This window comes from Streptomyces sp. NPDC039423 (genome assembly GCF_055598725.1).
Window position 1 is genome coordinate 1 of the sequence record NZ_JBVKAH010000014.1, and the last position, 20,858, is coordinate 20,858.

21 protein-coding genes, 1 tRNA gene, 1 pseudogene and 1 riboswitch are annotated in these 20,858 nt (G+C 73.1%); of the genes and pseudogenes, 15 read left to right on the plus strand and 8 right to left on the minus strand.

Annotated elements, in window-relative coordinates; all coding sequences use genetic code 11:
• Window positions 1-116 precede the first annotated feature (116 nt).
• The 4 genes from dxs to ACZ7LK_RS30520 all read left to right on the plus strand — a co-directional run bounded on the left by dxs (window position 117) and on the right by ACZ7LK_RS30520 (window position 4,271).
• Window positions 117-2,000, plus strand: coding sequence for a 1-deoxy-D-xylulose-5-phosphate synthase (gene dxs / locus ACZ7LK_RS30505; protein ID WP_471144498.1), 1,884 nt, complete (start codon window positions 117-119; stop codon window positions 1,998-2,000).
• The gene (locus ACZ7LK_RS30510) at window positions 1,997-3,382 is read left to right on the plus strand and encodes an aspartate aminotransferase family protein (protein WP_392277430.1); all 1,386 of its coding nucleotides are present in this window, start codon (window positions 1,997-1,999) and stop codon (window positions 3,380-3,382) included. The genes dxs and ACZ7LK_RS30510 overlap by 4 nt, the downstream gene beginning before the upstream one ends.
• 98 nt (window positions 3,383-3,480) lie before the next feature.
• Window positions 3,481-4,134: an XRE family transcriptional regulator gene (locus ACZ7LK_RS30515; RefSeq protein WP_392277431.1), complete on the plus strand. Its 654-nt coding sequence runs from the start codon at window positions 3,481-3,483 to the stop codon at window positions 4,132-4,134.
• A gap of 20 nt (window positions 4,135-4,154) precedes the next feature.
• The gene (locus ACZ7LK_RS30520) at window positions 4,155-4,271 is read left to right on the plus strand and encodes a DUF6126 family protein (RefSeq protein WP_392277432.1); all 117 of its coding nucleotides are present in this window, start codon (window positions 4,155-4,157) and stop codon (window positions 4,269-4,271) included.
• A gap of 15 nt (window positions 4,272-4,286) precedes the next feature.
• Here the strand turns inward: ACZ7LK_RS30520 and ACZ7LK_RS30525 are convergent, their stop codons facing one another.
• Complete coding sequence (locus ACZ7LK_RS30525) at window positions 4,287-5,099, minus strand: tyrosine-protein phosphatase (RefSeq protein ID WP_392277433.1); 813 nt, start codon at window positions 5,097-5,099, stop codon at window positions 4,287-4,289.
• Between the two features lie 612 nt (window positions 5,100-5,711).
• Window positions 5,712-5,872: riboswitch (cyclic di-AMP (ydaO/yuaA leader) on the plus strand.
• 1 nt (window position 5,873) lies between these two features.
• On the opposite strand from ACZ7LK_RS30525, the gene ACZ7LK_RS30530 reads away from it, so the two are divergent.
• Window positions 5,874-6,782, plus strand: coding sequence for a M23 family metallopeptidase (locus ACZ7LK_RS30530; RefSeq protein ID WP_469463964.1), 909 nt, complete (start codon window positions 5,874-5,876; stop codon window positions 6,780-6,782).
• Window positions 6,783-6,954: 172 nt separating this feature from the next.
• The gene (locus tag ACZ7LK_RS30535; protein WP_392277435.1) at window positions 6,955-7,749 is read left to right on the plus strand and encodes an SGNH/GDSL hydrolase family protein; all 795 of its coding nucleotides are present in this window, start codon (window positions 6,955-6,957) and stop codon (window positions 7,747-7,749) included.
• Window positions 7,750-7,870: 121 nt separating this feature from the next.
• Here the strand turns inward: ACZ7LK_RS30535 and ACZ7LK_RS30540 are convergent, their stop codons facing one another.
• On the minus strand, window positions 7,871-8,488 hold the full coding sequence (locus tag ACZ7LK_RS30540) for a TetR/AcrR family transcriptional regulator (RefSeq protein ID WP_469463963.1): 618 nt from the start codon (window positions 8,486-8,488) through the stop codon (window positions 7,871-7,873).
• 36 nt (window positions 8,489-8,524) lie between these two features.
• The gene (locus tag ACZ7LK_RS30545) at window positions 8,525-9,079 is read right to left on the minus strand and encodes a carboxymuconolactone decarboxylase family protein (protein ID WP_471144499.1); all 555 of its coding nucleotides are present in this window, start codon (window positions 9,077-9,079) and stop codon (window positions 8,525-8,527) included.
• Between the two features lie 147 nt (window positions 9,080-9,226).
• On the opposite strand from ACZ7LK_RS30545, the gene ACZ7LK_RS30550 reads away from it, so the two are divergent.
• A complete protein-coding gene (locus tag ACZ7LK_RS30550; RefSeq protein ID WP_471144500.1) occupies window positions 9,227-10,396 on the plus strand; it encodes an MBL fold metallo-hydrolase in 1,170 nt (389 codons plus the stop codon).
• A gap of 36 nt (window positions 10,397-10,432) precedes the next feature.
• On the opposite strand, the gene ACZ7LK_RS30555 is transcribed toward ACZ7LK_RS30550, so the two are convergent.
• From ACZ7LK_RS30555 to ACZ7LK_RS30565, 3 genes are all read right to left on the minus strand, one after another.
• Window positions 10,433-11,617 (minus strand): serine hydrolase domain-containing protein, encoded by a 1,185-nt coding sequence (locus ACZ7LK_RS30555; protein ID WP_469463961.1) that lies wholly within the window; start codon window positions 11,615-11,617, stop codon window positions 10,433-10,435.
• 94 nt (window positions 11,618-11,711) lie between these two features.
• A complete protein-coding gene (locus tag ACZ7LK_RS30560; RefSeq protein ID WP_469463960.1) occupies window positions 11,712-12,422 on the minus strand; it encodes a response regulator in 711 nt (236 codons plus the stop codon).
• Window positions 12,419-13,582: a sensor histidine kinase gene (locus ACZ7LK_RS30565; RefSeq protein ID WP_392277441.1), complete on the minus strand. Its 1,164-nt coding sequence runs from the start codon at window positions 13,580-13,582 to the stop codon at window positions 12,419-12,421. Before ACZ7LK_RS30565 ends, ACZ7LK_RS30560 begins: the two co-directional genes overlap by 4 nt.
• A 342-nt stretch (window positions 13,583-13,924) precedes the next feature.
• Here ACZ7LK_RS30565 and ACZ7LK_RS30570 point away from each other — a divergent pair, with 342 nt between their 5' ends.
• The 6 genes from ACZ7LK_RS30570 to ACZ7LK_RS30595 all read left to right on the plus strand — a co-directional run bounded on the left by ACZ7LK_RS30570 (window position 13,925) and on the right by ACZ7LK_RS30595 (window position 17,913).
• Window positions 13,925-15,709 carry an ATP-binding protein gene (locus tag ACZ7LK_RS30570; protein WP_471144501.1) on the plus strand — a complete coding sequence of 595 codons (1,785 nt, stop codon included), beginning with the start codon at window positions 13,925-13,927 and terminating at the stop codon, window positions 15,707-15,709.
• Window positions 15,710-15,716: 7 nt separating this feature from the next.
• Window positions 15,717-16,148, plus strand: a complete 432-nt coding sequence (locus ACZ7LK_RS30575; RefSeq protein WP_392277443.1) for a roadblock/LC7 domain-containing protein — start codon at window positions 15,717-15,719, stop codon at window positions 16,146-16,148.
• Between the two features lie 3 nt (window positions 16,149-16,151).
• Window positions 16,152-16,523 (plus strand): DUF742 domain-containing protein, encoded by a 372-nt coding sequence (locus tag ACZ7LK_RS30580; protein WP_392277444.1) that lies wholly within the window; start codon window positions 16,152-16,154, stop codon window positions 16,521-16,523.
• Complete coding sequence (locus ACZ7LK_RS30585; RefSeq protein WP_392277445.1) at window positions 16,501-17,148, plus strand: GTP-binding protein; 648 nt, start codon at window positions 16,501-16,503, stop codon at window positions 17,146-17,148. Before ACZ7LK_RS30580 ends, ACZ7LK_RS30585 begins: the two co-directional genes overlap by 23 nt.
• A complete protein-coding gene (locus tag ACZ7LK_RS30590) occupies window positions 17,145-17,732 on the plus strand; it encodes a GAF domain-containing protein (RefSeq protein ID WP_471144502.1) in 588 nt (195 codons plus the stop codon). Before ACZ7LK_RS30585 ends, ACZ7LK_RS30590 begins: the two co-directional genes overlap by 4 nt.
• A gap of 107 nt (window positions 17,733-17,839) precedes the next feature.
• Window positions 17,840-17,913 (plus strand) — tRNA-Pro (locus ACZ7LK_RS30595).
• On the opposite strand, the gene ACZ7LK_RS30600 is transcribed toward ACZ7LK_RS30595, so the two are convergent.
• Complete coding sequence (locus tag ACZ7LK_RS30600; protein ID WP_471144503.1) at window positions 17,895-18,704, minus strand: site-specific integrase; 810 nt, start codon at window positions 18,702-18,704, stop codon at window positions 17,895-17,897. The genes ACZ7LK_RS30595 and ACZ7LK_RS30600 overlap by 19 nt on opposite strands.
• A gap of 275 nt (window positions 18,705-18,979) precedes the next feature.
• Window positions 18,980-19,345, minus strand: a pseudogene (locus ACZ7LK_RS30605) (hypothetical protein); the annotation flags it as partial.
• Between the two features lie 614 nt (window positions 19,346-19,959).
• On the opposite strand from ACZ7LK_RS30605, the gene ACZ7LK_RS30610 reads away from it, so the two are divergent.
• Both ACZ7LK_RS30610 and ACZ7LK_RS30615 read left to right on the plus strand, forming a co-directional pair.
• Complete coding sequence (locus ACZ7LK_RS30610; protein WP_037916176.1) at window positions 19,960-20,277, plus strand: helix-turn-helix domain-containing protein; 318 nt, start codon at window positions 19,960-19,962, stop codon at window positions 20,275-20,277.
• Entirely contained in the window at window positions 20,264-20,782 is a 519-nt protein-coding gene (locus tag ACZ7LK_RS30615) for an ImmA/IrrE family metallo-endopeptidase (protein WP_471144504.1), read from the plus strand. Before ACZ7LK_RS30610 ends, ACZ7LK_RS30615 begins: the two co-directional genes overlap by 14 nt.
• The last annotated feature ends 76 nt before the right edge of the window (window positions 20,783-20,858 follow it).

Consider the following 20,858-nt stretch of genomic DNA (forward strand, 5'->3'; position numbering starts at 1 on the left):
GTGGAGACGCTGATCGAGGAGGCGATGAAGATCGCCGAGCAGATGGAGAAGGACGGCGTGATGTCCGGCGAACCCGCCGTCACCGTGAGCTGACCGCAGCAGAGAGGGGCCCGAGCGTGACGATTCTCGAGACCATCCGGGGGCCGCACGACCTCAAGGCGCTTGACGGCGCGAAGCTCGACGAACTGGCCGACGAGATCCGGGACTTCCTGATCCGGGCCGTCTCCCGCACCGGCGGCCACCTCGGCCCCAACCTGGGCGTCGTGGAACTCACCATCGCCCTGCACCGGGTCTTCGACTCGCCCGCCGACCGGATCCTGTGGGACACCGGCCACCAGAGCTACGTGCACAAACTGCTCACCGGCCGGCAGGACTTCTCCAAACTGCGCGGCAAGGGCGGCCTGTCCGGCTACCCCTCCCGCGAGGAGTCCGCGCACGACGTCATCGAGAACTCCCACGCCTCCACCGCCCTCGGCTGGGCCGACGGCCTGGCCAAGGCGCGCGACCTGCGGGGCGGGACCGAGCACGTCGTCGCCGTCGTCGGCGACGGCGCGCTCACCGGCGGCATGGCGTGGGAGGCGCTCAACAACATCGCCGCCGCCAAGGACCGCCCCCTGATCGTCGTCGTCAACGACAACGAACGCTCCTACGCGCCGACGATCGGCGGCCTCGCCGGCCACCTCTCCACCCTCCGCATCACCGACGGCTACGAACGCTTCCTGGCCTGGGGCAAGGACGTGCTCCGCCACACCCCCGTCATCGGACCGCCCCTGTACGGGTCGCTGCACGGCGCCAAGAAGGGCTTCAAGGACTTCATCGCCCCCCAGGGCCTGTTCGAGGACCTCGGGCTGAAGTACGTGGGCCCCATCGACGGGCACGACATCGGCGCCGTCGAGTCGGCGCTCCGCCGCGCCAAACGCTTCCACGGCCCGGTCCTCGTGCACTGCCTGACCCAGAAGGGCCACGGCTACGGACCCGCCCTGGAGGACGAGGCCGACCGCTTCCACGCCGTCGGCGCCATGGACCCGCTGACCTGCGAGCCCCTGGTGCCGTCCGCCGGCCCGTCCTGGACGTCGGTGTTCGGCGACGCCATCGCCGAGATCGGGGCCGAGCGGCCGGACGTCGTCGCCCTGACGGCCGCCATGCTGCATCCGGTCGGACTGACGAAGTTCGCCGAGCGGTTCCCCGACCGGGTCTGGGACGTCGGCATCGCCGAGCAGCACGCCGCCGTCTGCGCGGCCGGCCTCGCGACCGGCGGGCTGCACCCGGTCGTCGCCGTCTACGCCACCTTCCTCAACCGGGCCTTCGACCAGCTACTGATGGACGTGGCCCTGCACCGGTGCGGCGTCACCTTCGTCCTGGACCGGGCGGGCGTGACCGGAGTGGACGGCCCCTCGCACAACGGCGTCTGGGACCTGTCCCTGCTCCAGGCCGTGCCCGGGCTGCGGATCGCCGCCCCGCGCGACGCCGGCGAGCTGCGCGCCCAGCTCCGCGAGGCGGTCGACGTGCACGACGCGCCGACCGTGCTGCGCTTCCCCAAGGAGTCGGTGGGTCCCCTGGTACCCGCCCTGGGGCGGATCGGCGGCATGGACGTCCTGCACCGGGCGGACGACGGCCCCGACGTGCTCCTGGTGGCCGTCGGCGCCATGGCGTCCGTCTGCCTCGGGGCGGCCGCGCTGCTCGCCGAACGCGGCATCGGGTGCACCGTCGTCGACCCGCGCTGGGTCAAGCCCGTCGACGCGCGCCTCGCCCCCCTCGCCGCCACCCACCGGCTGGTCGCCGTGGTCGAGGACAACATCCGCAGCGGCGGGGTCGGCTGGGCGGTCGGGCAGGCGCTGCGCGACGCCGGGACCGACGTACCGCTGCGGACCTTCGGCGTCCCGGAGCAGTTCCTGGCCCACGCCAAGCGCGGGGAGGTGCTGGCCGACGTCGGGCTCACCCCGGTGGAGATCGCGGGCCGGATCGGCGGAGCGCTGGCAGGCAAGGAGCACGACGTATGAGCACGAAGTTCGACCTGGCGGCCCTGCTCGCCGAGCGCGGCACGGAGGGCTACGGGCTGCACGCCCGCCACCTCAACCCGCAGCTTCCGCGCATGCTCCGGACGATCGGCTTCGACCGGGTCTACGAGCGCGCCGAGGGCGCCCACTTCTGGGACGCGGACGGCAACGAGTACCTGGACATGCTCGCCGGGTTCGGCGTCATGGGCCTGGGCCGGCACCACCCCGTCGTCCGCAAGGCCCTCCACGACGTCCTGGACGCGGACCTCGCCGACCTCACCCGCTTCGACTGCCCGCCACTGCCCGGGCTGCTCGCCGAGCGGCTGCTGACCCACTCGCCGCACCTGGACCGGGTCTACTTCTCCAACAGCGGGACCGAAGCGGTGGAGACGGCGCTGAAGTTCGCCCGCCGGGCGACCGGCCGGCCCCGCGTCCTGTACTGCTCGCACGCCTTCCACGGGCTGACCACCGGATCCCTGTCGGTCAACGGGGAGAGCTGCTTCCGGGACGGCTTCGACCCGCTGCTGCCCGACACCGCCGTCGCGCTCGGCGACCTCACCGCCCTGGAACGTGAGCTGAAGCGGGGCGACGTGGCCGCCCTCATCGTCGAGCCCATCCAGGGCAAGGGCGTGCACGAGAGCCCGCCCGGCTTCCTGCGGGCCGCGCAGGAGCTGCTGCACCGGCACAAGGCCCTGCTGATCGCCGACGAGGTCCAGACCGGCCTCGGCCGTACCGGCGACTTCTACGCCTACCAGCACGAGGACGGCGTGGAGCCGGACCTGCTGTGCGTCGCCAAGGCCCTGTCCGGGGGCTATGTGCCCGTCGGGGCCACCCTCGGCAAGGACTGGATCTTCAAGAAGGTCTACTCGTCGATGGACCGGGTGCTCGTCCACTCCGCCAGCTTCGGGTCGAACGCCCAGGCGATGGCGGCCGGGCTCGCGGTCCTGGCGGTCATGGAGGACGAGGAGACCGTGGCGAACGCCCGGCGGACCGGTGAGCTGCTGAAGGAACGCCTCACCGCGCTGGTCGACCGCTACGAGATGCTGTCCGAGGTGCGCGGCCGCGGCCTGATGATCGGCATCCAATTCGGCCGCCCGTCCTCGCTGGGCCTGCGCAGCCGCTGGACGATGCTCCAGGCGGCCCGCAAGGGCCTTTTCGCACAGATGGTCGTGGTGCCGCTGCTCCGGCGCCACCGCATCCTCACCCAGGTGTCCGGCGACCGCCTGGAGGTCATCAAGCTGATCCCGCCGCTGATCATCGGGGAGCGGGAGGTCGACCGGTTCGTGGCGGCGTTCACCGACGTGATGGAGGAGGCGCACAGCGGCGGGGGGCTGATCTGGGACTTCGGCCGGACCCTGGTGAAGCAGGCCCTCGCCGACCGCTGACCCGTTGCCGATCACCTGCCCCAGCGCCTACGCCCCGGGGCTTTTGCCTCCGGGGCAAGAAATTTGCCTCTGGGGGAAGGTAGTGGCGCAATGGGCGCATGACCACTTCAGCCGGAGCTCCCTCGGAGCCTTCCGGGCCGGCCGGCGCCGAGCCGGACCCCGGGGCGCCCGCCGCGGTGCCGGACGTCGCGCCGCAGCTTCGGGCGCTGCGCCGGCGCCGGGGCCTGACCCTGGAGGCCGCCGCCCAGCGCGCCGGGCTGTCGCCGGCCCACCTGTCACGGCTGGAGACCGGCCGCCGCCAGCCGTCGCTGCCGATGCTCCTGGGCCTCGCCCGGGTCTACGGTACGACGGTCTCGGAGCTGCTGGGCGAGGTCCCGCCGGAGCGTGACCCGATCGTCCGGGGCGGCCGGGCCGAACCCGCCGAGGCGGACGGCTGGGTCTACCACCAGGCCGGCAGCCCCGGGCGGGCGATGCAGGCACTGCGCGTGCAGGTCCCGTACGCCACCCAGGGAGACCTGGTGCGCGTGCACCCGGGGGAGGAGTGGCTGTACGTCCTCGACGGGCGGGTGCGCCTGGTCCTGGGCGAGGCCGTACACGTCCTCGACCCGGGGGACAGCGCCCACTTCGACTCGCTCACCCCGCACCGCATCGGCGCCGCCACGCGCGGCGGCGCCGGGCTGCTGTTCGTCCACACCCTCATGCAGAGCCCCGCGGCCGACCTGTGCCTCGGCGCGGGCGTCCACCGCCGCTGAACCGATCGGAGAGATCCACCATGACCCAGGAACGGACGTTCCCCCGCGGGCTCGCCATCCGGCTCTTCGCCTACCTGGTCGCGGGCCACCTCTTCGCGGCCTTCCTCTACCTGCTGTTCGCCCTCGGCGCCGAGTAGGACGTCTCCGGTGGATCAGGCCTCGTCGAGCAGCCGCTCGCGCAGCCGCTCCCGCGTGGCGGGGCTGAGCCCCAGCCCTTCCGTCAGGTAGCGCTCGGTCGACCCCCAGGTCTCCTCGATCGTCGCGAAGGCCGCGTCCAGGTACTCGACGCGGGCCTCGAAGAGGGGGTTGAGCAGCTCCATGACCTGCGGTGACATCGCGGAGGGGGAGTCGTCGCTGCGGCGCACCCGGTAGCGGCGGCGGGGGTCGTTCGACTTGAGGTAGTCCTCCTCGATCGCCTCCCGCTCGACGCCGACGGCCAGCAGGGACACCGCTATGGACAGTCCCGCCCGGTCCTTGCCGGCCGCGCAGTGCATCAGGGCCGGGACGCTGTCCTCGGCGAGCGCGTGGAGGACCCGGCTGTGCTCGGCCGTGCGCTCGCGGATGATCATCCGGTACGAGGCGGTCATCCGGGCGGCGGCCTTGCCGTCGGCCAGGAGAGCGCGTAGCTGGTCGAGGTTCCCGTCGCGGACCATGGCCCAGAACTCGGCGCCGTCGGCCGGGTCGGAGAGCGGGAGGTTCACGTTGCGGACCCCGGGCAGCTCGACGTCCGGGCCTTCGATCTTCTGGTCGGCGGCGTTGCGGAAGTCGAAGATCGTGTGGAGGCCGAGGCCGGCCAGGAAGGCGGCGTCCTCTCCCGTCGCGTGCGCGAGGTGTCCGCTGCGGTAGAGCCTGCCGTGCCGCACCCGCCGGCCGTCCACGGTCGGGAGCCCACCGACGTCACGGAAGTTGCGGACTCCGGTCAGCTCGGGCTCGGTCGACGGGACCTGCGGAAGCTGCTGCGTCACGGGGGCTCCTCCGTGTCTGCGGTCGGCGTCGGGCACCGACAATCTCGCCATCCGACGATACGACATCGGTTCGTGACGCGATCAATCTCCGTGCAGGTCGCACATTCGTTGCCCCGCGCAGGTCAGCGACCGGCGGGGCACGCGTCGCGGCTGGGCGGGGCGGTGCCGCCGGGCCGGGGCGGAGCCGCGCGACCCGGGTAGTGGGGGAGGTGTAGGCATCTGTCCGGATTGGTCATCATTGGTCGACCCGGAGTCGGGCTGTCGACATGGCTTGGTGTGGTGCATGGGGATGAAGGTATTGCGGAGGTCCGTCAAGTATTGGGCTGTCTGTCCGTATTGGGGGATTGGGGATAACGTGCCCTGGTCGCGGGGGAGATGACCCCGGCCACGTGAGCAGCGTCATAAACGTGACGGTCCGTGGCGGAGGTCGATTCCTAAATGCCGTGCCCACAGCGGAAATACATGATCCGCAATGGACGCAGGGTGACCGGAATTCCATGACCGCCGAACCTTCCCGAATGCGGGTCGGAAAGCGGCGGCTTGTTCAGGCCGACCCGGCTCGCTTAACGTCACGGCAATCCGGCCGGACCGCCGAATCCTGCCACCGGTCGGAATTCCCACCCACCCACGCGTGGCAGGAGCGGGGGACCCAGGTAGTTCGCCGGCCCGGAATTTCCGGGACCCGGCTCGGGGTGAAGTCGCGTCCATGGCGCGGCCGGACAACTCCAGTCCGAACCCGACAGCTCACCTCGCAGGCGCCGGAGAGGAAAAGCCATGCCCGCGAAGGGTAAGCACCGCCGTCCCAAGTCCAGCCCCATCACGCGTGGTTTCGTCGCCGCCGGAACCGGTGGCGCCGCCATCGCCCTCCCGCTGCTCGGCGCCACCGGCGCACACGCCGCGCCGGCCGCAGCCCCGGCCACCGCCCCGCAGGCGGCCGTCACCGCCGCCAAGGCCGCCCCCGAGGCCGCCGCGAAGAAGGCCGCGCCGCGCACGTACACCGTGGTCGCCGGCGACTACCTCTCCAAGATCGCTTACAACAAGAACGTCAAGGGCGGCTGGCACAAGCTCTACAAGGACAACCGCCAGGTCATCGGCGAGGACCCCTCCCTGATCCTCCCGGGCATGAAGCTCACCCTCGGCGCCAAGTCCACCGCCGCCCCGGCGAAGCCCAAGGCCGACGACACCCGCGCCGAGAGCCGCGCGTCCCGCTCCGCCGCCAAGACCGAGGCCCCGGCCAAGACCCAGGCCCCCGCCCAGGCCGCCCCCCAGGCCAGCGGCTCCGGCTTCACCGCCCCGGTCGACGCCGGCGTCACCACCCCCTACCGGGCCTCCGGCTCGAGCTGGTCCTCCGGCTACCACACGGGCGTCGACTTCGCCGCCTCCTCCGGCACCACCGTCAAGGCCGTCGGCCCGGGCACCGTCGTCTCCGCCGGCTGGAGCGGCGCGTACGGCAACGAGGTCGTCATCCAGCACGCCGACGGCAACTACTCGCAGTACGCCCACCTCTCCTCGCTGTCCGTCTCCTCCGGCCAGACGGTCGGCGGCGGCCAGCAGATCGGCCTGTCCGGCTCCACCGGCAACTCCACCGGTCCGCACCTCCACTTCGAGATCCGGACCAGCCCCAGCTACGGCTCGGACATCGACCCCCTGGCGTACCTCCGCCAGCACGGCGTCTCCGTCTGACACCTGCCCCTGACGGCATCACGAGCGTGAGGCCTCCGCCCGGCACCCCTCCCGGTGCCGGGCGGAGGCGTATTCCGGCTTGGGTGAATCTTGACCGGTGGGAAATATCACGCCCCGTCAACCCCTCCTTACGGTCGCGTAAGTCACATCCCCGGGTGAAGGATGTGTCCCCGTGGCAGACGATTCGGGATTCAGAGACAGTGACGTGTTCGGGTCGTACGCGGCGATCGGTGACAGCTTCACCGAAGGCGTCGGAGACCCCGGCCCCGACGGTACGTTCGTCGGCTGGGCGGACCGCCTCGCGGTGCTCCTGGCGGACCGGCTGCCGGAGCACCAGGGCTTCCGGTACGCCAACCTCGCCGTACGCGGGCGTCTCCTCGACCAGATCGTCGAGGAGCAGGTGCCGCGAGCCAAGGAACTCGCCCCCGACCTGGTGACCTTCTGTGCCGGCGGCAACGACATCATCCGCCCCGGCAGCGACCCGGACGAGGTCGCCGAGCGCTTCGAACGGGCCGTCGCCGATCTGACGTCCGTGGTCGGCACCGTCCTGGTGACCACCGGGTTCGACACCCGCGACGTGCCGGTGCTGCGCCGGCTGCGCGGCAAGATCGCCACCTACAACGGGCACGTGCGCGCCGTCGCGGACCGCTACGGCTGCCCGGTGCTCGACCTGTGGTCCCTCAAGACCGTCCAGGACCGGCGGGCCTGGGACAGCGACCGGCTCCACCTGTCGCCCGAGGGCCACACCCGCGTCGCCCTGCGGGCCGGCCAGGTCCTCGGCGTGCCCGTCCCCGCCGACCCCGACCAGGCATGGCCGCCCCTGCCGCCGCGCGGGCCCCTCGAACTGCGCCGCGACGACATCCAGTGGGCCCGCGAGTACCTGGTCCCGTGGATCGGGCGCCGGCTCCGCGGCGAATCGTCCGGCGACCACGTCTCGGCCAAGCGCCCGGACCTGCTCCCCCTGTAACCGCGCCGCCCTTTTCCTGGTCCGGTTCGCCTTCGGAGCGCTCGGTCCGGTGCCGACGGGCCGTCGTGCTCGGTCGCTGGTGCCTCGCGACGGCCCTTTGGGCACCGGAGCGCTCCTCGGCTCACCCGTGCGAGCCGGGGCGGGGCTCCGGGAGACCTATCTCGCGGGCGAGGGCCTCGTCCGCCCAGGCGCGCATCACGGCGCCGGAGAAGGCGGGGGCGTAGGCGGTCCGCTGCACGGCCAGTCCGTCCAGGAACGCGGTCAGCCGCCAGGCCGCCGCGACCGGGTCACCGCAGCGGAACTCGCCCGCCGCGGCACCCTCCGCGATGACCTCCGCCAGCGCCGCCTTCCACCGCCGGTCGAGGTCCTGGGCCACCTCCCGCAGCGCGGGCTCGCGCAGCGCCGCCGCCCAGCCCTCGATCCACAGGCGCCACCCCTTGGCCCGGCCGGTCGGCGCGTACCAGTGCACGGCCGCCCGCAGCCGGCGCGCCGCCGTCGTCCGGCGGCCCAGCAGCCGGCGCAGGTGCGCGAGGTCGCCCTCGGCGGCGTACGCGAACGCGGCCGCGACGAGCCGTTCCTTCGTGGCGAAGTGGTACAGCACCAGCGCGTTGCTCACGCCCAGCGCGGACGCCACGTCGGCGATCCGCACCGCCGCGACGCCCCGCGCCTCGATCTGCTCGACGGCGGCCCGCAGCAGCTCCTCCCGCCGCTCGGCCACGCTCAACCGCACTCTGCCCACGCCGACACCCTAGGTGCCGTACGGTCCCGCCGTCCGTCACCGGCGGCCGAGGTCGCACTGGTCCCGGAACCCCTGACTGGTCAGGTCAAGCGCGGAATTGATCCGCGAGCGCATGTTCTCCAGCGCCACCATGGCGGTCAGCTCCACGAACGCGGCCTCCCCGAGCGCCCGGCGCAGCCGTTCCGCCAGGGCGTCGCCGACGGCCGGCGGGGTGGCGGTCATCGCCTCGGCGTACTCCAGCACGTCGCGCTCCAGCTCCGTGTACGCGTCGCTGTCCCGCCACACCGGCAGGTCGCGCAGCTTGCGCGCGTCCACCCCGCGCCGGGTGCTCTCCCAGTACCCGAAGTCCAGGCACCAGCCGCACCCGATGGACGCGGCCGACCCCAGCTCCGCCAGCGCCTTGAGGTGCGGGTCCAGCGCGTTCCAGCGGGCGGCGGCCAGCTCGAAGCCGATCGTCGCCCGGAGCACCCGGCCGTTGTGGGCCGCCGCCGACAACGGATCGAGGACCTTCCCGCCGTACGCGCGCTTCGCGTACCACGCGACGGCGCGGAAGAAGAGGGTGCGCGGGGGATCGAGCGATATGCGGGCCATGACGGGCCTCCAGGGGTGTGGTGAACGACCTTCCGCCCGGTACGACGGACGGGCCGCCGCCGATGTGACATCACCCTCGTCGGCCCGGCTCCCGTCCTGTCACACCCCCCGCCCATAATGGAGGCACCCTCACCCTCTGGAGGTTCCGTGACCGGCGCCGGCTCCCCGCACCCGCTGCGTTCCCGACTGCGTGCCCTGCGGCCCGCCGCGTTCGGCGCGGAGCCCACCGGGGAGCGGATGGAGCGCATCCGCCGCTCGCCGAACTTCGCGGACGGCGTCTTCCTCAACCCGGTGGGGACCAGGCACCGCCCGTCCGGGTCCACCGTGGACTTCGCGAAGACCTACTTCGAGAAGGAGTCGCGGGCCCGCCGGGCCCCGGCGGGCCCCATCCCGGTGCACCCCACCACCGTCGCCGACCTCGCCCGCCCGCCGGCCACCGGACTGCGGCTCACCTGGGCGGGGCACTCCAGCGTGCTGGCCGAGATCGACGGCGGCCGGGTCCTCTTCGACCCGGTGTGGGGCGAGCGCTGCTCCCCCTTCCCCTTCGCCGGCCCCCGGCGGCTCCACCCCGCCCCGCTGTCCCTCGCCGCGCTCGGCCCGGTCGACGCCGTCGTCATCTCCCACGACCACTACGACCACCTCGACCTCCCCTCCATCCGCGCCCTCGCCGCCACGGACACCGTCTTCGCCGTACCGCTCGGCGTGGGCGCCCACCTGGAACACTGGGGCGTACCGGCCTCCCGGATACGGGAGCTGGACTGGAACGAGTCCACGGAGATCGCCGGCCTGCGGCTGACGGCCACCCCGGCCCGCCACTTCTGCGGCCGCGGCCTGCGTAACCAGCAGCACACCCTGTGGGCCTCCTGGGTCGTCGCCGGGCCCGAGCACCGCGTCTTCCACAGCGGGGACACCGGCTACTTCGAGGGCTTCGCCGGCATCGGCGCGGAGCACGGCCCGTTCGACGCCACCATGATCCAGCTCGGCGCGTACAGCGAGTACTGGCCGGACATCCACATGACCCCGGACGAGGCCGTGCGCGCCCACCTCGACCTCCAGGGCGGCACCCCCCGGGGCGTGCTGCTGCCCATCCACTGGGGGACGTTCAACCTCGCGCCGCACCCGTGGGCCGAACCCGCCGAGTGGACCAAGGACGCCGCCGGGGACGCCGGTCAGGCGGTCGCCTTCCCCCGTCCCGGCGAGCCGTTCGAGCCGTCCGGGAAGCTGCCCGGGGAGCCGTGGTGGCGAGCGGTGTCCGCCGCCCTGGAGCACCCCTGGCGCGCGGCGAAGGGCTCCGCCGGCACCCCGGCCACGGCCTGAGCCCGGGCGGACGACGCCCCTTCCGGCAGACCCTCTCTACGGCCTGCCGAAGGCGGCCACCATGATGTCCTGCGCCACCTGGTTCATGCCCTGTCCCTTGGCGTCCGTGGAGTTGACGCTGTAGACCAGTGTCCGCGAGCCGTCGCGGGTGGAGGCGATGGCCGCGTTGTACCCCCAGCGGCCGCCGCTCTTCCCCCACACCTCGCGGCCGCCCAGGGTCTTCACGGACAGGCCGACGGAGTACGCGGCCGGGTCGCCGGTCCGCAGGTCCGTCACCCCGGGCACCGTGAACATCTCCGCCAGGAGCGGACCGCGCACGACCTCGCCCCGGAAGAGGGCGTGGGTGAAGCGTTCCAGGTCGGCCGTGGTCGAGACGAGGTCGCCGGCCGCCCAGCCGTCGGTCGCCCCCCAGACCGACACGTCGCGCAGACCGGTCGTGCCGTCCTCCAGCCGCATCGTCTGGTAGCCGTGGTTGTGCCGGCCGGCGATGCGCGGGTCGGACCCGGGGAGGCAGGTGTCGCGCAGGCCGAGCGGACGGAGGACCCTGCCGGCCACCTGCTCCTCGTACGAGTCGCCGGTGACCCGCTCGATCAGCAGTCCGGCGATCGTGTAGCCGATGTTCAGGTAGTGCTGCCGGGTGCCCGGCGCGAACTCGGGCTCCTTCGAGGTGGCCGAACGGACCATGTCCTCCGGGTCATGGATCTCGAAGCGCCGCGCGTACCACTCCTCGACCGTGTCGCCGGGGAGGTCGGCCGCCGGGATGCCGTGCGTGTGGTTGAGCAACTGCCGGACGGTGACGCCCCCGTACGTCGCGGGGATCAGCTCCGGCAGGTACGAGCGCGCGCTCGCGTCCAGGTCCAGACGGCCCTCCGCGGCCAGTTGCAGGGCCACCGCCGCCGTGAACACCTTCGTCACCGAACCCGCCCGGAAGCGGGCACCGGGGTCGGCCGGCCGGCCGGTCCGCAGGTCGTGGACGCCCGCGCTGCCCCGCCAGACGCCCTCCGTGCCGCCGACCCGGACCAGAGCGGCCGTGGCGGCGGCCGTCGGCAATCCCGCGACGGCCCTCTCCAGCGCGGCCGTCCCGGACGGCGCGGCCGGGTGGGGGGACGCGGCGGGGGCGGAGGCGGGGGGCGCGGAGGCGGCGGCCGGCAGGACGGCCGGTCCTGCCACGACGCCCAGCACCAGTGTGGCGGCCAGCAGCGCGCGGGTGGTGCTCTTCATGGTCAACTCCTTGGGTGTGAGCCGTTTTCCCGATGGCCCCATCCTGCTGACCGGCGACTTCCCGCGGATCCCTCCCACCGGCGGTCTTCCCCGGTCAGTTCCTCACCGGCACGGGGGAGGGGCCGCAGCCGGGTGCTCCCCCGTGCGGGGGATCCCCGGCCACGACCAGCCCCGTCTCGTACGCGCAGATCACCGCCTGGATCCGGTCCCGCAGCCCGAGCTTGGCGAGCACATGTCCCACGTGCGTCTTCACCGTGTGGTCGCTGACCACCAGCTCGGCGGCGATCTCCGCGTTCGACAGCCCTCGCGCGAGCAGCAGCAGCGTCTCCCGCTCCCGGCCGGTCAGCACCTCCAGGCGCGGGTCCGGCCGCCGCCGGGCCGCCGCCGGGCGGGTGTACTGCTCCACCAGGCGCCGGGCCACCGGCGGCGCGAGCAGCGAGTCTCCCGCCGCGACCACCCGTACCGCGTGCACGAGATCGTCCCGGCGCACGTCCTTCAGCAGGAACCCGCTCGCGCCCGCGTGCAGCGCCTCGTACACGTACTCGTCGGTGTCGAAGGTCGTCAGCATCACCGTCCGGCAGGCACCGGAGGCGCTGATCGCACGGCACGCCTCGATCCCGTCCGTGCCCGGCATCCGGATGTCCAGCAGCGCCACGTCCGGCGCGTGCCGCCGTACCGCCTCCACCGCCTCCGCGCCGTCCGCCGCCTCCGCGACCACCTCGATGTCCGGCTGGACGTCCAGGATCATCGCGAAGCCGCTGCGCACCAGTTCCTGGTCGTCGGCCACCACCACCCGGATCGTCACCGCGTCACCTCCGCCGCGCACGGTACGGGGACCCGCACCCGCACCTCGAAGCCCCGGCCGCCCGGGCCCGGCCCGGTGACCGCCGTACCGCCGTGCGCGGCGGCCCGCTCCCGCAGCCCGACCAGCCCGTGTCCACCGGCGGACCCGGCCCGTGGACCGCGTCCGTCGTCCGTCACCCGGACCTCCACGTCGTCCTCCCCATAGGCCAGCCGCACCCGCACGGTGCGGGCGTCCGCGTGCCTGACCACGTTCGTGAGCGCTTCCTGGACGACACGGAAGAGGGTCGTCCCGGTGGCGCCGGGCAGCGGCCGCACCCGCCCGGTCGTCCCGTACCGGACGTCGAGCCCGCCGGCCCGTACCCGGTCCAGCAGCGCGGGCAGGCCGGCCAGGCCGGGTTGCGGTGCGCGCGGGGCGCCGCCCGGCTCACCGGCCTCGCGGAGGACGCCCAGCATGCCGCGCAGTTGCGCCATCGCGTCCCGGCCCGCCTCGGAGATCGCGTCGAAGGCGGCCTCCGCGCGCTCCGGCGCCGTGCGCACCGCCACCGGACCCGCCTCCGCCTGCACGACCATCAGGCTCACCGCGTGGGACAGGACGTCGTGCATCTCCCGGGCGATCCGGGCCCGTTCGCGGGCGGCGGCCTGCTCGGCCTCGATCCGGTTCGCCCGCTGCCTGGCGTCCGTCAGCCGTCCGAACACGTACGCCGCCGCGAACACGAAGAGGGAGAAGGTCAGTTCACGGGCCGAGCGCGTGTTCAGCCACACCGACACCGGCACGGCGACCAGCAGCAGCGCCCCGGCGGCCAGCCGCTGCCACGCCGGGCACAGCGCGGCGATCGTGTAGACGATGACGAGCCCGGTGTACGGCAGGGGCTGCCCCGGCCCGTCCAGCGCCAGCCGGTACAGCGCGCCGGCCGCCAGGATCGCGCACAGGACCGCCAGCGGAGCGCGCCGGCGCCATACGAGCGGGACGACGGTCAGCGTCGACAGCGCGTACGCCGGCCAGGTCGCCGGTTCGAGGCCGGGCGGCCGGGGCACCACGAACGGCATGGTCATCGCCGCCTGCACCAGCAGCGCGATGCCGATGTCCACGAGCAGGGGGTTGGCCGCGCCCAGCGCCTCCCCCCGGACCCGCCACTCCCGCGCCCGTCCCCGCACATCCATGAACCACCGCCCCCCGGACGGGTGTCGGTCGACCCCGTCGTCGTCACCGTACGCGACACCGGCAGCGGCGGCGTGCCGGCCCGGGCGGCTTATCGGGCGGCCGTGCGAGGGCTCATACCGGAGCGGGACGCCGGGTGGGCAAGTTCATCAACCGCGCACCACACCCGACCGATGGACGACTACTGTGTGTGGCCGGTGAGCAACGGTGGGCGCATGGGGCGCACGGCGCCCCCACGACACCGGATCCCGACGACCGCCCGCACGCCCAAGCGTCACCACGCCACATCCGCGCATCCCCACCTTGCCGAATCCTGTTCCTGGGCCCCACGTACCGAGGACGCCATGTCTCCACTTCGCCCGCCCGCCGTGCGGCCGGACCGCCGAGAAGGCGGGCGGCACGGCCGGCCAGGCGGCCGCTCCCTGTCCTGCACGGGGAGGCCGCGCCCCTCCTCCGGCTCGCCCGAGACCCGGCTGCGCCCCCGGCTCGTGCGGGCCGCCGTCCTGCCACCGGTGGCGGTGGCCCTCGGCGGGGCGGCCGCCGTGCTCTTCACCATCCGCTCCACCGGGGCTCCCCTCACCCCCGCCCTGTGGGCCGCCCTCTCCGCCTCGGCGGCCCTCGCCGTGGCGGCCGTCGCCACCGCCCTGCTGGGCGCCCACCGCGCGGCCACGGCCGTGCTCGACCGGTGCGACGCCCTGCGCCGGCGCAGCGCACGCGGCCAGAACGAGCTGCGCGCCCTGGTCGAACTGCTCCGCCGGGGGGAACGCCCACCCGCCCGGCAGGGCCCGACGGCGCCCCCCGCCGGCGGGGACGAGTGGGACCTGCTGACGGACGAACTGGGCCGCGCCCACGAGGTGGCGATGGCGACCGTCGTCCAGGCGTCCCGGCTGTCCAGCAGCGTCGGCGACGAACAGAAGGTCGAGGTCTTCGTCAACCTCGCCCGGCGCCTCCAGTCCCTCGTCCACCGCGAGATCCAGCTCCTGGACGAGCTGGAGAACGAGGTCGAGGACCCCGAGCTGCTCAAGGGCCTCTTTCACATCGACCACCTGGCCACCCGGATCCGCCGGCACGCCGAGAACCTCGCCGTCCTCGGCGGGGCCGTCTCCCGCCGCCAGTGGTCCCACCCGGTCACCATGACCGAGGTGCTCCGTTCCGCCATCGCGGAGGTCGAGCACTACCCGCGGGTCAAGCTGGTGCCGCCCGTCGACGGCACCCTGCGCGGGCACGCGGTCGCCGACGTCATTCACCTGCTCGCCGAACTGGTCGAGAACGCCACCCTGTTCTCCGCCCCGCACACCCCGGTCCTGCTGCGGGCCCAGTACGTGACGGCCGGACTCGCCATCGAGGTCGAGGACCGGGGCCTGGGCATGTCCGTCGTCGAGCAGAACCGGATGAACGCCCTGCTCACCGACCCCGATCAGGTGAACGTGGCGCACCTGCTCCAGGACGGCCGGATCGGGCTGTTCGTCGTCGCGGCGCTCGCCCGCCGGCACGGCATCGCCGTACGGCTCCAGTCGAACATCTACGGCGGCGTCCAGGCCGTGCTGGTCCTGCCGCATGCCCTCCTCGGCGGCGAGCCCGACGAGCTGCCCGGCGCCGAACCCGGTGGCGTCCCGGGAGGCGTGCCCGGCGCGGTGCCGGCCCCGGGGCCCGCACACCACGAGTCGGCCCACGCGGCCCCCGTCCCGCCGACGGCCCCGCCCCGGCACGGCGGCCACGCCCCCTTGCCCGTACGCGGCGAACGGCCCGGCCGGCCCGGCCCCGCAACGGCGGTACCCGGCCCGGCCGGCCCCGCCGGTCACCCGGGCCCCGCCGGTCTCCCGGGCCCCGCCGGTCTCCCCGGCCCCGCCGGTCACCCCGGTCCCTCTGGACCCGCCGAGGCCCCCGACCGCCCGCAACTGCCCAGGCGGCGGGCGCAGGAGCACCTCGCACCCCAGCTCCGGGACGCCCCCGCCCCCCGCGCCACCGGTGACGACACCCTGCACGACCCGGGACTCATGGCGGCCTTCCGGCGCGGCATCGGCCTGGCCGAGGCCATGCCCACCATCGAGGATCCCCACCGTCCCGCCCACCCCGGACACCCCGGGCCCCCGGAACCGCAACCCCACGACGAAGCGCACAAGGAGTAGATGCACCATGGCGAGCGATGTGCGGACCGGCCAGTCACCGGATCTCGACTGGCTGCTCGGCGGCCTGGTCCAGCGGGTGCCGTACACCCGCAGCGCGGTCCTGCTCTCCTCGGACGGCCTGGTGAAATCGGTGCACGGCCTCGACCCCGACAGCGCCGACCACATGGCGGCCCTGGCCTCCGGCCTGTACTCCCTCGGCCGCAGCGCCGGCAGCCGCTTCGGCGACGACGGCGAGGTCCGGCAGGTGGTCGTCGAGCTCGACTCCACCCTGCTGTTCGTCTCCACCGCCGGATCCGGCACCTGCCTGGCGGTGCTCGCCGGACGCGAAACGGATGCCGCGGTCCTCGGCTACGAGATGACGATGCTGGTCAAGAGCGTGCGGCCCTACCTGGTCACGCCGGCCAGACAAGCGGCGGCCCCGGGCGGCCCGGGGCGCTGACCCGTGCCGCGCCGACAGGACGGGCCCTGGCTCGACGACGCGGCCGGCCGGCTGGTCCGGCCGTACACGGTGAGCGGCGGCCGCACCCGGCCCACCGCGGCACTGGACCTGCTCTCCCTGGTGATGGCCACCGGAACGGCACCCCAGCCGCACCTCGGCCCCGAGCACCGCACGGCCCTCGGCCTGTGTGCCGGGCCGACCTCGGTGGCCGAGGTCGCGGCGCACTTACGGCTGCCCGCGGTGGTGACGAAAGTGCTGCTCTGCGATCTCGTCGACTGCGGGGCGCTGACCGCCCGGGCGCCCCGCCTCCACGACACCCCCACCGACCGTTCCCTGCTGGAGGCAGTGCTCGATGGCCTACGACGACGGCTCTGAGCGCCGGCCCGGGCAGCGTCCCGGGACCCACGACGACCACGACGCCTTCCCCACCGCGCTGAAGATCCTCGTCGCGGGCGGCTTCGGCGTCGGCAAGACCACCTTCGTCGGAGCGGTCAGCGAGATCCCGCCACTGAGCACGGAGGAGATCCTCACCACGGTGAGCGCCGCGACCGACAGCCTCGAAGGCGTGGAACGCAAGACCACGACCACGGTCGCCATGGACTTCGGCCGCATCAGCCTCGACGGCCGGCACGTGCTCTACCTCTTCGGCACGCCCGGGCAGGAGCGCTTCTGGTTCATGTGGGACGAACTGTCCGAGGGCGCCCTCGGGGCGGTCGTCCTCGCCGACACCCGGCGCCTGGACGCCTCCTTCCCGGCGGTGGACTTCTTCGAACGGCGCGGTATCCGCTTCCTTGTCGCCGTCAACGAGTTCGACGGCTCCCACCGGTACGGACCGGACGAGGTACGGGCGGCGATCGACCTCGCGCCGGAGGTCCCGGTCGTCCTGTGCGACGCCCGGATCGCCAGCTCCGGCATCCAGACCCTGGTCAGCCTCGTCCAGCACCTGCTGGACTCCCATCCGGCCCCCGCGCCGACGCCCAGCCACGGAGCACCGACATGACGTACGACCCGACCGGCCACCTGCTGCTCACCCCCGTCGACCGCGAGGCCCCGCTGCGCGTCCAGCGGCTCCGGACGCTCGGCATCGGACAGCACCCCGACCCCGACTTCGACGCCTTCGCCGAGGAGCTCGCCGAGGTGACCGGCGCGCCGTACGCCATGGTCAACTTCATCGACGAGCACCAGCAGTTCTTCGCGGGCCTGCACACCCCCGACGCCACCCGCGCCCCGGACGTCACCCGTGCCGCCCGGTGGCCCGGCGGCACGACGGCCGCCGGCGGCGTCGGCCGGTACATGGCCCGCGACCACGGCTACTGCCCGCACGTCGTCGTCCGCCGCAAGGCCCTCGTCCTGGAGGACGTCCGCGACTACCCGCGGTTCGCCGGCAACCCGGTCGTCGACGAGATCGGCATCCGCTCCTACCTGGGCGCGCCCCTCATCGACCGTACGGGCACGGCCCTCGGCACCGTCTGCGTGGTCGACACCGAGCCCCGGCCGTGGGGACGGCCGGGGCTGGAGACCATCAAGGCGCACGCCGCCGCCCTGGTGGAGCGGATCCACCGCCGGGAGGACGGCGGCGTGTGACCGGCCCCGCGCGGGGCCCGGGGCAAAGCGGTTCGTGATCACCGGCAGGAGTGCGGTATTGTTCTCGTGCACGCCGGGCCGGGGGAAACCCCAGGTCAGACGGGCACCGGGACGTGGCGCAGCTTGGTAGCGCACTTGACTGGGGGTCAAGGGGTCGCAGGTTCAAATCCTGTCGTCCCGACTGTGCGGAAACGCAGGTCGGAGGCCGTTCTCTCGTGATCGAGAGGGCGGCCTTTCGTGCGTCTGGGGGCGTGGTGGTCGCAGTGTGGTCGCACGTCCGGGCTGGGATTGATTGGCTGCAGCGCTGGAGGAGGGCAGCGCGGGGGAGCGGAGCCGGCCGAGGGCTTCGCGGAGGCGGTGGAGGTGGTCGCGCGGTGGTCGCAGCCACGCGGGCCGGTCCGTACGGTCGGCCGTCTGCTGGGCTCCGCTGAGGACGTGGTCGATGGTGTCGACGGCTGCGTGGGCTGCTTGTTGGGTGAGGTGGCCGTAGAGGTTCGCTGTGGTCGACAGGGTGGAGTGCCGCAGCGTCTTGGAGACCACGGTGAGCGGGACGCCGGCGGTGATGGTGATGGTGGCGGCGAGGTGGCGCAGGTCGTGGACGGTGACTCGGGGGACGCCGGCTTCCTCGGACAGTCGGTGGAGTCGGTCGAGCACCAGGTGCGGCCCGAGCGGGCGGCCGTCGGGTCGGCAGAAGACCAGCCCCGCGAACGGGTCGTTGGGGTCTCCGCGGGTCCGTGCTGCCGAGCGTGCCCGACGCCGGAGGGCTGTGGCGACGCGGGGGGAGATGGCGACCCAGCCTCTGCTCGACCGGGTCTTCGGTGCCGTGAGAACGAGGTGGTTGTTGTCGACGGCGGAGAGCGTGCAGCGGATGTAGAGCACGCCCTCGTTGAGGTGGACGTCGTCCCAGTGCAGGCCGAGGGCCTCGCCCTTGCGCATGCCGGTGCCGATGAGAACCTCGAACAGATCGGCCATCTCCGGGTCGGCCTGGTGCAGTAGACAAGAAAGCGGGCCGCCTCCTCCGCCGTCCAGATCCGCCGCTCCGGGGACGGAGGCCGGCGCAGGACCGAGGGAGAGGCCGGGTTATGGGGGAGGCGGTGCTGGCGGACGGCGTCGCCGAGGGCGCTGGAGAGGGTGGCCAGGCACCTGTAGAGGGTGGTCCGGCCGCGGTCGGCGGCGAGCTGGCCGGTGACGAAGGCCGAGATGTGCCGGTGCGCGAGCTCGTCGAGCTTGAGGGTGCCGAACGCGGGGACGAGATCATTGCGCACGTAGTCCCGGTACCGGGCCATCGTCGTCGGCTTCAGTACCAGCGCCTTCGCCACCAGCCACGCGTCCAGGTACGCGGCGACGGTCTGGTTCGGATCCGCGTCGAACCCGCCGGCCTCACCCTCGAGGAACCGCCGCAGTGCCTCTTCGGCCGCATCCTGGCTGACGAAGCCACCCCGGCGCACCGTCGACCGACGGTGGCCCGGGGCGGGGACGTCGACGGCGAAACCCCACGTCCCGTGCGTGCTGTCGGTGACCAGGTGTGGACAGCGGGCACCGACCTGGTGACGCTGGGTGTCCCGGCAACCACAGCGACGGTAGACACGGCCGCGGCCGACGCTGGTACGCATGGCGATCACCTCCACGAGGCGGGAAGGTCCGACACCCTCATCCTGCGACCACACACGACCACCACACCAGTCAGAGAGGCCGTGACCAGCGAATTTCCCTTGTCTGCGCGCCAAGAGACCCGCAGACGCTCAGTAGATTCTTCGCTGCTGGCGGTACAGCTGGGGTGCCCATGCTGACCTGGTATGACGACGGCCAGTGCGCGGCTTCATGGCGTGGGCTCGTCCGTCAGTGTTCCAGATCTTGGTGCGCGCTGGCCAAGGCGGCAGGGATGGGGAAGGTGTAGGAGTGATGGGGAGCGGGGGCTCTCCAGGGGTGGGGCTTGCCCTCTTGGCTACGGTAGGTGGACGCCGCAGGGCCACCCGGCGGGATAGAAGTACATGGGCGCACCGCATGGCTGTCTCCCTGCCCCGGTCGGCGATCGAGAGTGCTCCCGTCACCCCAGGCACTGTGTGCCTTCTGTCGAGTGGCGGCATCCTGCCATGCCCAGGCACACCTTGCCCTTCGGCGAGCAGGTGAAGCGGGCCGGTTCGGTCAGCGTGTCACCGTCCAGGGCTGGCCGGGTGCAGGGCGGGGAACTAGGTTGTCAGTGAGACTGGCAGCGCTTGGGGGATATGTGGACGAGCGGGAGTTCAACGAGACCGTTGCCCGGTTGATCCGTGAGGCGCGGATGCGTGCCGGGGTGACGCAGGAGTACGTAGGGCGTCAGGCGGGGCTGACGCGTGGTTCGATCACGAACATCGAGTCCGGAACCCAGTCCCCGCCTCTTTACCGGCTTGCCCTGATCGCCGCAGCGGTCAACGCGGATCCTGCCGACCTGCTTCCCTCGCTCCACCTGGACGAAGCGTCCGGACTCGCCGCGCGTCATGCCGCCGATGTCGCCGCGGTGTGGGCGCAGGCCTCGAAGAGGAGGAGCGCCGGTGGCGAAGGCTGACCTGGCGGCCCGCGGGCTGCTGCGAGAATTCCGGATCGACGCCCCACCGGTGGACCCCTTCGCTCTGGCCGAACACCTCGGCGTGCTGGTCGTCCCGCAGCACATGGACGACGATGTCTCCGGCATGCTCCTGCGCAAAGACGGAGCCTGCGTCATCGGGGTCAACCAGTCGCATTCCTTCGAACGGCGACGCTTCACGGTGGCGCACGAATTGGGGCACCTGCGCCTGCACGAAGGACGCCCGCTGATTCTGGACACCGACGCGCGCGTGAACTACCGCAACGCGGTCTCGAGCATGGCCACGGACCGCGAGGAGATCGACGCCAACCGATTCGCTGCGGCACTGCTGGCCCCGGAGGACATGGTCCGCCGGGCGGCACAGCACATCAGTTTCCGCACGACGGACGATCTCGTGCGGGTCTTGGCCAAGCGTTTCCAGATGAGCGAGATGGCCATGACCTACCGCCTGATGAACCTCGGTATCGTCTCCGGCCCCGCTCACTGAAGCCGCCCGGCCAGGCCGCCGGCTCGACCTCCTGCCACCCCTTGTGCGTTCCCGGTGCCGCCCTGCCACGTCTGCT